A 12,273-nucleotide genomic window follows, 5' to 3' on the forward strand; every position below is an offset into this window, starting at 1 on the left:
GTACCCGCTAGCCTCATCGGCCATGGCCTCCGATCAGAGCACCAACCAGCGCCTGGCCACTGTCCGCGAGCAGATGTCCCTGCTCTCGGACTATCTTTGACCCCGCTCAGATGCAGGAGCGCCTGAGCGCGCTCGAAGAGGAGATGGGGTCGGCGGGCTTCTGGGACAACCCGGACTACGCCGCGAAGGTCGGGGCCGAGCACACGCGTACGCAGCGCCGGCTGGAGAGCTTCGTCAAGCTGCAGGCCGACGCGGAGGACCTTGAAGGCCTGGCCGAGCTGGCCGAGGAGGACGAGGAGATCGCCGCCGAGCTCGAGGGCGCGATCGCGTCCGTCGAGGCGCGCCTGAGCGAGGCCGAGGAGCAGCGCCTGTTCACCGGCGACTACGACGCGGGCGACGCGCTCGTGACCGTCAACGCGGGCGCGGGCGGCACGGACGCCCAGGACTGGGCCGAGATGGTGCTGCGCATGGAGATGCGCTGGGCCGAGTCCCGCGGCTTCAAGGTCGACTTGCTGGAGGCGAGCGCGGGGGAGGAGGCGGGCATCAAGTCCGCGACTTTCCAGGTCAGCGGCGACAACGCCTACGGGCTCTACAGCGCCGAGAAGGGCGTGCACCGGCTCGTGCGCCTGTCCCCGTTCGACTCGGCCAACCGGCGCCAGACGTCGTTCGCGGGCGTCGAGGTCGCGCCCGTGGTCGAAGAGGCGGGCGACATCGAGATCGACGACGACGACCTGCAGGTCGACACCTACCGCGCGTCCGGCGCCGGCGGCCAGCACGTCAACAAGACCGACTCGGCCGTGCGCATCACGCACCGGCCGTCCGGCATCGTCGTCCAGTGCCAGAACGAGCGCTCGCAGTCCGCGAACCGCCAGACCGCGATGAACATGCTCCGCGCGAAGCTGATCGAGCGCCAGGAGGCCGAGCGCCAGGCCGAGATCGCCAAGGAGCGCGGCGAGGCGCAGGACGTGAACTTCGGCTCGCAGATCCGCTCGTACGTGCTGCACCCGTACACGATGGTCAAGGACCACCGGACCGACTTCGAGGTCGGCAACGCGAACGCCGTACTCGACGGCGACCTCGACGGCTTCGTGCGCGCCTGGCTCGAAGCCAACGCGAAGTCTCGGGCCTAGCCGGCCGACAGCTTGGCGAGCAGCTTGCGCGTGATGCGCGCGAGCTGCTCGCGTTCGTCCGCGCTGATCGCGGACAGCCACTCGTGCTCGCGCGCGAGGTGCTCGGCGATCACGCGGTCGACGAGGTCGTGCCCCTGGTGGGTGAGCTCGATCAGCAGCGCACGCCGGTCGGTCGTGTGCGGGACGCGGCGCAGCAGCCCCCGCTTCTCCAGGCGATCCAGGCGACCGGTCATCGTGCCCGTGGAGACGAGCAGTGACTCCGACAGCTGGCCCGGTGACAGCCGGCCGGCGCGGCGCAGCGTGAACAACACGTCGCCGTCGGCGACCTGAAGCCCGTGCTCCTTGGCGCTCTCGCCCAGCAGCGCCTCGATCCGGCGCCCGACGTGCAGCAGGCGCGCGATCACGGCCATCGCCTCCACGTCCTGCAGGTCGGGGCGGACGCGCGCCCACTGCGCGGCCAGGTCGTCCAGGCGGTCGGTCGGCACGCGGTCAAGAATAGCTCTTGACAAAGTATCTTGATCTCAAGATACTTGGACTCAAGCTATGAACCAACTCATCCTCACACCGCACGAGACCGTCACCGTCGTCGAGCATGCGCCCGAGCGCCTGGTCGTCGACGTCACCTACGTCCCTGGAGGGAAGCAGCCACCCGCGCACTTCCATCCCGAGCAGGACGAGCACTTCGAGATCACCGGCGGGATCGTCGGCGTCAAGCTGCCGGGCGAACGGCTGGAGCTCGAGCGCGGCGCGGTGCTGGAGATCCCGCGCGGGACGCCGCACGTGCTCTGGAACGCAGGCACCGAGCCGGCCACGGCACGCTGGACGACCACGCCGGCCGGCCGCACGCTCGACTGGTTCGCCAAGCTGGACGCCCTCAACCGCGAGCACGGCAAGCTGCCCGGGCTGCTCGCCTTCGCGCCGGTGCTGGTCGAGTTCGAGGACGTGTTCCGCGTCGTCGGCCCGCAGTTCGTCATCCGGACGCTGGCACGCTTCGGGCGCGGGGAGGGCGCGGCGCTGGAATCGACGGCGTGAACCGGGTTAGGATCGCGGCGACCAGTCCACCAGTGAAGGGTTCCGCACATGTTCGAGCCCGGGACGTACCGCATCGCCGCCGACCTGTTGCGCGTCAGGAGCCGGAGCGACAAGGTGTTCAGGACGCTGTCGTGGGGCGACCGCCTGAAAGTGACCGGCGCCGACGCCGCCGGCCTGAATGTCGACGTCGACGGGCCGGCGCGGGTGAAGGCGCCGCCGGCGTCGGCACTCGTCAAGGAGGCTGACGCCCGGTCGCCGCAGGTCCTCAAGGTCGACTTCGTGGACGTCCAGCAGGGCGACGCAACCGTGCTCGAGACCGCGGACGGCGCCACGATGCTCGTCGACGGCGGAGAGAACCTGCTGTTCGCGCGCTACCTCGCCGGCCGCTTCCGGGGGACGACGAGCGCGGCGCCCAAACCGATCGACTGCATCGTGGTCTCGCACGGCGACGCCGACCACTTCGCGGGGCTCACGCGGATCTTCGGGACCGAGTCCGAGGCCCGCAAGCAGCTGTTCCTCGCCCCCGAGCGCATCTTCCACAACGGGATCGTGCGGCGCGCGGCGGAGCCCAAGCTCGGGGCCACCGTGAAGGTCGGGCGCCGGCGGGTGCTGACCGAGCTCCACGACGACGTCCGCACGCTTCCCACGGCCGACCTGAGCGACGGCTTCGCCGAGTGGCAGGCCGCCGTGAACGCGTGGTCGGCGCGCCGTCCGACGTTCCAGATGCGCCGCGTGCAGCGCGGAGATCACGCGCAGTTCGACTTCCTGCGCTCGCGCGGCGTGGACGTGCAGGTGCTGGGCCCGGTGACGATGGACGCCAACGGCGGCCCCGGGCTGCCGTGGCTCACGGACGAGGGCAAGACCATCAACGGGCACTCGGTCGTGCTGCTGGTGCGCTTCGGCAACGTGCGCTTCCTGCTGGCGGGCGACCTCAACACGGCGGCCGAGAAGACGCTGGTCGCCGACCACGAAGCGGGCACGATCGACCTGCGCGCGGACGTGCTGAAGGTCCCGCACCACGGCTCGGCCGACTACCTGCCGGAGTTCCTGGAGCGCGTCGCGCCCGGTGTCTCGGTGGTGTCCTCGGGCGACGAGCGCGAGCACATCCACCCGCGCGCGACGCTGCTCGCCGCGCTCGGCCGGCACGCCCGCCCGAGCCTGGCCGAGCCGGTGATGTTCATCACCGAGCTGGCCGCGTTCTTCAAGTCCGTCGGCCAGGCCGACACCGACGGGGACCGGCCGATCTGGGCGTTCGAACGCTCGGCGTTCGGGATCGTCCGCTGCCGCACCGACGGGCAGCGGCTGCTCGTGTACACCGACACCGGCGTCAAGACCAAGAACGAGGCCTACGCGTTCACGGTCGCCGCCGACGGGACGATGGCCGAGGACAAGGTGAGCGTCGTGCCGTGATTTTGGTCGCGTCGACTATAATGGTCGGCGTGAACGAGATGATCGACCGCGCGCTCGCCGAGGATGTCGGCGACGGTGACGTGACGACCCTGGCGACCGTCGACGCCGCCGCGCGGGGCGTCGCCACCATCACCCAGAAGGCACCGGGGGTGATCTCGGGGCTGGAGGTGGCCGAGGCGGTGTTCGCGCGCCTGGACCCGGGGGCCGCGCTCGAGCGGCTCGGACCGGTGGGGGAGTGGCGTGAGGGCGGACCCGTGCTGCGCGTGACGGGCTCCGCGCGGGCGCTGCTCACGGCCGAACGGACCGCGCTGAACTTCCTCGGCCGGCTGTCGGGCGTCGCCACGGCGACGGCGCGCGTGGTGCGGTCGCTGCCCGAAGACGCCGCGCGCATCCTGGACACGCGCAAGACCACGCCCGGTCTGCGGCTGCTCGAGAAGCAGGCGGTGGCCGACGGCGGCGGCGTCAACCATCGCATCGGGCTCTTCGACTTCATCCTCATCAAGGAGAACCACTCCGAGCTGGCCGGCGGCGTCGGGGCGGCCGTGCGGCGCGCCCGCGCGGCGCGGCCCGACCTGCCGCTGGCGGTCGAGGTGCGCGACGCCGCGGAGATCGCGGAGGCGCTGGAGGCCGGCGCGCCGCGGCTGCTGCTCGACAACATGACGCCGGACGAGGTCCGCGCGGCGGTCGCCCAGGTGGGTGGCCGCGCGGAGCTCGAGGTGTCCGGTGGCATAGACGAAAAGACAGTTTTGGTCTACGCGACCATTTCTGGTGTAGACTACGTGTCGATCGGCGCCCTGACCCATTCCGCGCCGGTCCTCGATCTGTCGCTGATCTTGGAGACCGTCCAGTGAACCTGCTCACCCTCGAGTCCGTGCCCGCCCTGCAGGCGGAGGTCCGTGCCCTCGCCGCCGAGCGCGGCGCCGTGATCCTCGCGCACAACTACCAGCGTCCGGAGGTCCAGGACGTGGCCGACTTCGTCGGCGACTCGCTCGGCCTGTCCCAGCAGGCGGCGAAGACCGACGCGGAGGTGATCGCGTTCTGCGGCGTGCACTTCATGGCCGAGACGGCCTCGGTGCTCTCGCCCCAGAAGACCGTGCTGATCCCCGACCTGGACGCCGGCTGCTCGCTCGCCGACTCCATCACGGCGCCGCAGCTGCGCGCGTGGAAGGCCAAGCACCCCGGCGCGATCGTGGTGATGTACGTCAACACCACGGCCGAGGTGAAGGCCGAGACCGACTACTGCGTGACGTCCTCCAACGCCGTCCAGGTCGTCGAGCACATCTACCGCGAGCACGGCCCCGACACGGAGATCCTGTTCGGCCCGGACATGTTCCTCGGCGCCTACGTCGAGAAGCAGACGGGCCGCAAGATGCACGTGTGGGACGGCGAGTGCCACGTGCACGCCGGCATCCGCCCGTCGGACATCGCGGACATGCGCGCGGCGCACCCGGGCGCGGACTTTCTCATCCACCCCGAGTGCGGGTGCTCGACGAGCGTCATGGAGTACGTCGCGGCCGGCGACGTGGACGCCGACGGCGTCCACATGCTCTCGACCGGCGGGATGATGACGTGGGCCGCGCAGGCGCCCGCGGGGGCGACGGCCATCATGGCCACGGAGACCGGGATGCTGCACCCGCTCCAGATGGCGCGTCCCGACATCGACTTCGTCGCGGCCAACGAGGCGGCCGCGTGCCGCTACATGAAGATGATCGAGCTGCCGAAGCTGCGTGACGCGCTGCGCGACCTGTCCGGCGTGGTCAAGGTGCCGGAGGCGATCGCCGAGCGCGCCCGCATCCCGATCGAGCGGATGGTCGCGATCAACCCCTAGGCGAGCTCGTACGCGACGAGGAAGCCGTCCTCGAGCTCGGCGCTCTGGAGCACGACGCCCTTCTCGAGGTCCTCGTCGTCGTCGCAGGAGGAGGTCTCGGCGTCCACGTCGACCTCTTCCTCGACGCCGTCGTCGTCGGCCTCCTCCTCCTGGAAGAACTGGCCGGCCTCCTCGGTGACGTCGACGAACGTGGAGTCGTCCGCGGCCACGTCCTCGTCGTCGGCCGGCGCGGGGGTGCACTCGGTGTCGAGCGTGGCCGTGACCTTCTTGCCGGTCGCGAACTCGCGGATCGTGATCGTCTCGCCGTCGAACGCGGTGACCTCGCCGGCGTGCTCGGCGCCGTCCTTGGTGCCGTCGCCGTCGGTGTCGGCCTTGCGCGGGTTGTTGCCCGACTCGACCTCGTCGCCGTCCTTGAGGGCGTCCTTGTCGGTGTCGGCCTTGCGCGGGTCCGTCTTGAGCTTGAACTCCTGGAGGTTCTTCAGGCCGTCCTTGTCGACGTCCTTGCCCTTCCAGGAGCCGCTGAGACGATGCTTGGCGGCGAAGGCTTCGGCCTTCGACTTCGCGGACGCGGTGCTGACGGGAACCAGCGTGAGAAGCGCCACGAGGGCGACGGAGCCGAGCTTGCGCATGCCCGGTACATCGGCCGGGAGCCGCGCGGCTTAAGCGTGTTCAGGCAGAAGTTCGAGGCCCCACTCGGCCGCGTCGCGCACGGCCGGCAGGTTCTCGCGCCGGCGCTCGAACTCGACCGGCGTGTACGCGTGCACGTCGGCGGGTGCGCCCATCTCGTAGGCGTCCCACAACGTCCCGGTCACGTACACGCGCTCGAGCCACGGCACGCCGTCGAAGTGCTCGGAGACGAGCACGATCACGTACTCGGGCCCGCGCTCGCGCTGAGCGCCGGCACCACGCAGATCCGCCACCCGCGCGCCGCCGAGCAGCGCGCGGTCAAGCGGCCACCGGTCCGAGACCCGGCGCACGTAGCGCTCGAGCTCGCGGTGATTGAGCTCGTCGAAAGCGGTCACCCAGCTCCTATTGTGGCCCATGGGTGGGGACGGGGCAAGCCGCCCCCACAGCCTTTTCTCATGGTTGGACGGTTATCCGGTCCAGGGCGGGCGGCGCGAGCGGGGCGCCGGCCGTTGTGCGGCCCATGTACGCGACGAACGCGTCGAGGTCCACGACGCCGCCGACGCGGTCGGTTCCTGCGGGCAGCACGGCGAAGTTGTCGCCGCCGTCGGCGAGGTAGTGCTGACCGTGATGCGGTAGTTGCCGCTCGGCGTGACCGCCTCACCGCCGATGGTGAGATCGGTCACGGGATTGGCGGCCGAGGCGCACGCGGTGTTGAGGATCGAGTCCGCGACGTTGCGGTTGAACGTGTAGCGCACGGACGCCGACGGCGAGGTCAGCGCCAGGAGAACGGCGATGCGCTGCATAGGCAGCGCACTGCCCGCTCAGCGGGGCCTAGTTGAACTCATCCTGTGAATGCGGGCCGACACACGCGACGGAAAGCGATTCCGAGATGCCGCGCGCCACTTCCACGACGTCGTCGTAGGTCACCGCGTCGAGCGCCTCGATCGCCTTGTCGGGATCGATGTCCTGCCCGAAGACGACGGTCTGCTGCGCCGCGTGGCGGGCGACGGCGTTCGTGTTCTCGAACGCGAGGACGCGCCGGCCGGCCGCGTACGCGCGCGCCCGCTCGACCTCCTCCTCGGACGGCCCCTCGGTGCGCAGCTCCTCGACGATCTCGCGCATGCGGGTGAACGCCTCGACGCACTTGCCGGACTCCAGGCCCGCGGAGAGCTGCAGGATCGGCACGTCCGAGAACGAGTGGTCGATCGCGTACACGCTGTAGGCGAGGCCGCGCTGCTCGCGGATCTCGTCGAACAGCCGCGAGCCCATCGAGCCGCCCAGCAGGGTCGAGTAGACGGCCAGCGCGGCGCGCTCGGAACCGACGCGGGGGTCGATCGACGGCCGGTAGGACATCCGTAGGTGCGACTGGGCCGACTCGCGCTCCTCGACCAGCGTCGTCGGCTGGAACGCCGGCGCCGGCTCGGCCTTGCCGTTGCCCGAGATCGACGGGAAGCGGCCGAACAGCTCGGCCATCTCGGAGTTCTCGGGCAGGTGGTCCAGGTTGCCGACCAGGAACGCGCCGCCGCGCGAGCCGACCCACTGGCGGCGGCGGAAGGCGAGGATGCCGTCGCGCGTGAAGGTGTCTCGCAGGTGCTCGGTCGGGCCGAGGACGGGGCGGCCGAGCGGGTGGTCGCCGAACGCGGCCTTGTCGATCAGGTGCTCGGCGATCACCGACGGCTGGTCGTGCGCGCGCGCGATCTCCTGGATCACGACGCCGCGCTCGCGGTCGAGCTCCTCGGCGTCGATCTTCGGGCGCCCGACGAAGTCGGTCAGCAGGTCGATCGCCTCCGCGGCGACCTCGGCACGGCACGTGATGTGGAAGGCGACGAGATCGTGGGACGTGTACGCGTTCAGGACGGCGCCCATGGTCTCCGCGGTCTGGTTGACCTTGCGGTAGTCGTCGTACTTCTGCCCGCCCTTGAAGACCAGATGCTCCAGGAAGTGGGCCATCCCGTTCTCCTCGGCCCGCTCCGTGCGCGCGCCCGCGTCAAAGGCGACGAGGATCGTCGTCGACCGCGTGGGCAGCTCGACACGGTGCAGCGGCAGGCCGTTCGGCAGGGATGAGGACTCGATGCGCGCCATGGTCGGATCAGCGTACTCAACCGGCCTTGCAGGGAACCTTGCGTACCGGGCGTATCCCCCCGCGTACCCTCGACGGGAGCCTCATGGCAGCAACCGAACGACACCTGCGCCGGCGCCGGACGCGCGACGGCGGACATAGAAGCCCTGCCCCTCACCCGCCCGCCACCGGCGCGGTGATCTCCTTCAGCGGGGTGGAGAAGCGCTACAGCGCCACCGACGCCGCCCTCGACGGGGTCTCCTTCGACATCTTCCCCGGCGAGTTCGTCTTCCTCGTGGGCCACTCCGGCTCCGGCAAGTCGACCGCCATGAAGCTGCTGATCAAGGAGCTCGAGCCGACGGCGGGCGAGATCCGCGTGGCCGGCCGCGATCTGGCGAAGATCCCGCGGCCGCGCGTGCCGTACTACCGCCGCAACCTCGGCGTGATCTTCCAGGACTACAAGCTGCTCCCGAACCGGACCGTGTACGAGAACGTCGCGTACGCGCTGCAGGTGACGGGCGGCGGCCGGCGCGAGATCCGCGACAAGGTGCCGGACATCCTGCGCCTCACCGGCCTCTCGACCAAGCTCCACAACTATCCCGACCAGCTCTCGGGCGGCGAGCAGCAGCGCGTGGCGATCGCGCGCGCGTTCGTCAACCACCCGCCACTGCTGATCGCGGACGAGCCGACGGGCAACCTCGATCCCGAGACGTCGATCGGGATCATGCAGCTGCTCTACCGCATCAACCAGACCGGCACGACCGTGCTGGTGGCCACCCACGACGTGGCGATGGTGGACAAGATGCGCCGGCGCGTGATCGAGCTCGCCGACGGCCGCAAGATCCGCGACGAGCAGTCCGCTGCCTACGCGGCCGCCGAGTCCACCCGCGAGTTCGCGGTCCGGATGCGGAGCGCCCAGGGATGAAGCCCGTCTTCTTCCTGCGCGAGGCGCTGCGGGCGCTCAAGCGCAACGCGATCCCGAGCTTCGCCGCCATGGCCACCGTGCTCGTCACGGTGCTCGTGCTCGGCGTGTTCATCCCGGTCGTGCAGGCCACGACCGGCGCGGCCAACGAGGTCCGCGGCAAGGTGATCGCCGACGTCTACCTCAAGACGGACGCCAAGCGGGCCGACATCGAGCGTGTCGACCGCCTGCTCAAGTCCGAGCCGATGATCTCGAAGGTCGAGTTCATCTCCAAGGACCAGGCCTACAAGGCCGAGCGCGAGCGCAACCCGAAGGCCTACGAGCTGCTCGGCTCCAACCCGCTGCCGGACACGTTCCGCATCACGCCGGGCAATCCGGACGACATCGGCAAGATCCGCGACGCGCTCGCGCCCTCGGCTCCCGGCGGCGGCCGCACGGTCGTCGATCCCGCGATCGACGAGGTGCGCAACCGCGAGGAGGACACCAACAAGATCCTCGCGGTGACCAACGTCGTGAAGATCACCATGGCGCTGCTCGCGGGCCTGCTCGGCATCGCGTCGATGCTGCTGATCGCGAACACGATCCGCCTGTCGCTCTACGCCCGCCGGCGCGAGGTCGAGGTCATGAAGCTCGTGGGCGCGACGGACTGGTTCATCCGCTGGCCGTTCGTGCTCGAGGGCGTGATCGTCGGCCTGTTCGGCGGCGTGGTCGCGATCCTGCTCCTGGCGGTGGTCAAGATCGCCGTGGTCGACCCGCTCGCCGCGGACTTCGCGCTGATCGCGGCGCCCGAGACGATCGACTTCCCGCTGCTGATCGGCCTGCTGCTCGTCGCGGCCGTGTCGGTCTCCGCGCTGGGCTCCGGCCTCAGCCTGCGGAAGTTCCTACGCGTCTAGCGACCAGCACCGCCACGTCGTCGCGGCGCGCCCCCGCGTGCGCCGCGGCGCGGTCCACCCGCCCGGCGATCGAGGACGCGTCCTCGCGCGTGGCCGCGCGCAGCAGCGCCTCGAGCCCCGCGAGCCCGTACTGGTCGCCGGTCGTGCGGGCCTCGGTCACGCCGTCGGTGAACAGCACGAGCGACTCCTGCTCGCCGAGCTCGAACGTGACGTCGAGGAGCTTCGGGTCCGGCACCCAGCCGAGCACGGAGCCGGGCTTGCCGACCGGCTCCACGTCGCCGTCGCGCCGCATCACGAGCGGCATCGGGTGTCCGGCGCAACAGATCGTCGCTCTGAGATCGACCGGTGGGGCTGCCGCCCCCCCGGAGCCCCCGCGCTTCCGGCCGTTGACCTCGAGCCGGCAGAACGCAACCGTGCAGTAGCGCCCGCCGCCCTCACCGCGCTCCGACAGCAGCGTGCGGTTGATGACGTCGAGGATCCTGCTCGGGCTCTCCTCGTACTGGGCCGCGGTGCGCACCGTGTGGCGGACCTGCGCGGTGAGCGCGGCGGCGCGCGCGCCCTTGCCGGTGACGTCGCCGATCACCAGATCGATGCCGTTCTCGCGGGGCAGGACGTCGTAGAAGTCGCCGCCGATGAGGCTGCCGTCGCCCGCGGGCCGGTAGCGCGCGGCAATGTCCATGCCGTCGAACGTCGGCAGGCGCTCCGGGAGCAGGCCCTGCTGCAGCGACCGCGCGACCGTGCCGAGGTTCTCGTACAGGCGCGCGTTGTCGATCGCGAGCGCGGCGCGCAGCGCGAGGTCCTCGGCCAGCACGAGATCCTGCTGGCCGTACTGGCGACCGGGCTGGCAGGCCGCGAAGGTGACGGCGCCGAAGATCGTCCCGCGCGCCTTCAGCGGCACGATCATCGCCTTGGCCGGCCGTCCGAGCAGCGTGTCGGTGTCGACGATCTCGGCCCGGCCGCTCTGCACGGCGCGCACGAGGGACTCGTTGTCCTGCACCGCGGACGGGTTGGGACGCCGGCGCAGCATGTGCTCCATCTCCGCGTCGGCGGCCGCGGACGAGAGCCGGCGCACCTCGTCGTGGCGGATCTCCTCCACGAGGCAGACGTCGCCCAGGAACGGCACGGACAGGCGCGCCAGCGAGGCGAGCGTCGAGTCCAGGTCCAGCGACGCGTTCAGCAGCGGACCGGCGTTGGCGAGGAAGCTCGAGCGGCGCTCGGCGATCTCGGCCAGCGCGCGCGGCTCCCGGTAGGCGGTGACGTCGACCTGCACGCCGACGAAGCGCGCGACCGTGCCGTCCGCGTCGCGCACCGGCGCGATGTGGACCTCGTTCCAGAACGGGGTGCCGTCCTTGCGGTAGTTGCGCAGGTGGACGGTGGTGGAGCGCTCCTCCGCGATCGCGCGGCGCAGCTCGTCGATCGCCTCCGGGTCCGTGTCGGCCCCCTGCAGGAAGCGGCAGTTGCGCCCGAGCACCTCGTCCTCGGCGTAGCCCGTCATGTCGAGGAACGACTGGTTGACGTAGACGATCGGGTGGTCCGGCCGGTGCGGGTCCGTGAGCAGGAACCCGGTTCCGGACTGGTCGAGCGCCTCGTCGAAGAGGGCCAGATCGCCGGCCACCGGCTATTCCTCGAGGTTGAGCCGGTCCGTCACTTCCGCGAGCTCCAGGACACGGCGCGGCTCGCCGTCACCCGGGATCACGATGAACGTCCGGCCCTCCTCGCGGGCACGGACGTCGGCGTCCAGGACGAGCTGCAGGCCGGTGGAGTCGAAGAACGACACCTCCCGCAGGTCGAGCACCAGCACCTGGGGCTTGTCCTCCTCGGCGCGGCGGAGCTCCTCCTCCGCGCGAGGCCCCGTCTCCATGTCCAGCTCACCCCGGATCACGATCCGGAGCTTGCCGTTGGACTGCTGTCTTTCAACTTTAAATGAGAGCACGACGTTCCTTGCGGGTACGGCTGTACCCGTCAACCGGCCCATGGTCTACTCGCAAAGCTTCCCAAAAACTCGAGCGGCAGCCGCCCACGCCCGCGAGATGCTGGCGCAGATGGACGGTGCGCTGCCTGAATCGACGCTCGACGACGCCCGTCTGCTCACCTCCGAGCTGGTCGCCAACGCCGTCGAGCACGTGCCCGATGACGGCGCGGTCGAGGTCCGGATGGACGTCTCGGATGAGCGTCTACGCGTCGAGGTGTACGACAATGGCGCCGGGTTCGAGTGGGTGCCCCGGCGCGCCGGCGCGGGCAACGAGCGCGGGTGGGGGTTGCACTTCACCGACGCGGTCGCCTCCCGCTGGGCGGTGGAGCGCGGGGAGCGCACCTGCGTCTGGTTCGAGCTCGAAGTGCGGGCTTAGCGTCATCTGACAAACGGGCACTAA

The 12,273-nt window shown here is 70.6% G+C and carries 15 protein-coding genes; 8 read left to right on the forward strand and 7 right to left on the reverse strand.

Features of this window, described 5'->3' with window-relative positions; all coding sequences use genetic code 11:
- Window positions 1-22 precede the first annotated feature (22 nt).
- Window positions 23-1,130 (forward strand): peptide chain release factor 2 gene (gene prfB / locus OJ962_RS26850; RefSeq protein ID WP_202956893.1). Its coding sequence is split into 2 segments (ribosomal slippage): window positions 23-97 and window positions 99-1,130, totalling 1,107 coding nucleotides; the frame shifts between segments, so codons are not numbered across the junction.
- On the opposite strand, the gene OJ962_RS26855 is transcribed toward prfB, so the two are convergent.
- Window positions 1,127-1,615, reverse strand: a complete 489-nt coding sequence (locus OJ962_RS26855) for a MarR family winged helix-turn-helix transcriptional regulator (RefSeq protein WP_202956894.1) — start codon at window positions 1,613-1,615, stop codon at window positions 1,127-1,129. The genes prfB and OJ962_RS26855 overlap by 4 nt on opposite strands.
- A 58-nt stretch (window positions 1,616-1,673) precedes the next feature.
- On the opposite strand from OJ962_RS26855, the gene OJ962_RS26860 reads away from it, so the two are divergent.
- Genes OJ962_RS26860 through nadA form a run of 4 tightly spaced genes read left to right on the forward strand, consistent with a single transcriptional unit; the run spans window position 1,674 to window position 5,400 of the window.
- On the forward strand, window positions 1,674-2,162 hold the full coding sequence (locus OJ962_RS26860) for a cupin domain-containing protein (protein WP_202956895.1): 489 nt from the start codon (window positions 1,674-1,676) through the stop codon (window positions 2,160-2,162).
- Window positions 2,163-2,210: 48 nt separating this feature from the next.
- Entirely contained in the window at window positions 2,211-3,572 is a 1,362-nt protein-coding gene (locus tag OJ962_RS26865; protein WP_202956896.1) for a ComEC/Rec2 family competence protein, read from the forward strand.
- The gene (nadC, locus tag OJ962_RS26870) at window positions 3,569-4,423 is read left to right on the forward strand and encodes a carboxylating nicotinate-nucleotide diphosphorylase (RefSeq protein ID WP_270006726.1); all 855 of its coding nucleotides are present in this window, start codon (window positions 3,569-3,571) and stop codon (window positions 4,421-4,423) included. The genes OJ962_RS26865 and nadC overlap by 4 nt, the downstream gene beginning before the upstream one ends.
- The gene (gene nadA, locus OJ962_RS26875) at window positions 4,420-5,400 is read left to right on the forward strand and encodes a quinolinate synthase NadA (RefSeq protein WP_202956898.1); all 981 of its coding nucleotides are present in this window, start codon (window positions 4,420-4,422) and stop codon (window positions 5,398-5,400) included. The genes nadC and nadA overlap by 4 nt, the downstream gene beginning before the upstream one ends.
- On the opposite strand, the gene OJ962_RS26880 is transcribed toward nadA, so the two are convergent.
- From OJ962_RS26880 to OJ962_RS26895, 4 genes are all read right to left on the reverse strand, one after another.
- Entirely contained in the window at window positions 5,397-6,029 is a 633-nt protein-coding gene (locus OJ962_RS26880) for a hypothetical protein (protein WP_202956899.1), read from the reverse strand. The two genes, nadA and OJ962_RS26880, sit on opposite strands and share 4 nt — an antisense overlap.
- Window positions 6,030-6,059: 30 nt before the next feature.
- Window positions 6,060-6,422, reverse strand: a complete 363-nt coding sequence (locus OJ962_RS26885) for a hypothetical protein (RefSeq protein ID WP_270006727.1) — start codon at window positions 6,420-6,422, stop codon at window positions 6,060-6,062.
- A 72-nt stretch (window positions 6,423-6,494) separates the two neighbouring features.
- Window positions 6,495-6,830, reverse strand: a complete 336-nt coding sequence (locus OJ962_RS26890; protein ID WP_202956901.1) for a hypothetical protein — start codon at window positions 6,828-6,830, stop codon at window positions 6,495-6,497.
- A gap of 28 nt (window positions 6,831-6,858) precedes the next feature.
- Window positions 6,859-8,109, reverse strand: coding sequence for a M16 family metallopeptidase (locus OJ962_RS26895; protein ID WP_202956902.1), 1,251 nt, complete (start codon window positions 8,107-8,109; stop codon window positions 6,859-6,861).
- An 83-nt stretch (window positions 8,110-8,192) separates the two neighbouring features.
- On the opposite strand from OJ962_RS26895, the gene ftsE reads away from it, so the two are divergent.
- Both ftsE and OJ962_RS26905 read left to right on the forward strand, forming a co-directional pair.
- Entirely contained in the window at window positions 8,193-9,011 is an 819-nt protein-coding gene (ftsE, locus tag OJ962_RS26900) for a cell division ATP-binding protein FtsE (RefSeq protein ID WP_202956903.1), read from the forward strand.
- Complete coding sequence (locus OJ962_RS26905) at window positions 9,008-9,901, forward strand: cell division protein FtsX (RefSeq protein WP_202956904.1); 894 nt, start codon at window positions 9,008-9,010, stop codon at window positions 9,899-9,901. The genes ftsE and OJ962_RS26905 overlap by 4 nt, the downstream gene beginning before the upstream one ends.
- On the opposite strand, the gene OJ962_RS26910 is transcribed toward OJ962_RS26905, so the two are convergent.
- Complete coding sequence (locus OJ962_RS26910) at window positions 9,873-11,516, reverse strand: SpoIIE family protein phosphatase (RefSeq protein WP_202956905.1); 1,644 nt, start codon at window positions 11,514-11,516, stop codon at window positions 9,873-9,875. The two genes, OJ962_RS26905 and OJ962_RS26910, sit on opposite strands and share 29 nt — an antisense overlap.
- Window positions 11,517-11,519: 3 nt before the next feature.
- Window positions 11,520-11,867 carry an STAS domain-containing protein gene (locus tag OJ962_RS26915; RefSeq protein ID WP_270006728.1) on the reverse strand — a complete coding sequence of 116 codons (348 nt, stop codon included), beginning with the start codon at window positions 11,865-11,867 and terminating at the stop codon, window positions 11,520-11,522.
- Window positions 11,868-11,874: 7 nt separating this feature from the next.
- On the opposite strand from OJ962_RS26915, the gene OJ962_RS26920 reads away from it, so the two are divergent.
- A complete protein-coding gene (locus OJ962_RS26920; protein ID WP_255526116.1) occupies window positions 11,875-12,249 on the forward strand; it encodes an ATP-binding protein in 375 nt (124 codons plus the stop codon).
- Window positions 12,250-12,273 lie beyond the last annotated feature (24 nt).

This window comes from Solirubrobacter deserti (assembly GCF_027587175.1).
GTDB classification, from domain to species: domain Bacteria; phylum Actinomycetota; class Thermoleophilia; order Solirubrobacterales; family Solirubrobacteraceae; genus Solirubrobacter; species Solirubrobacter deserti.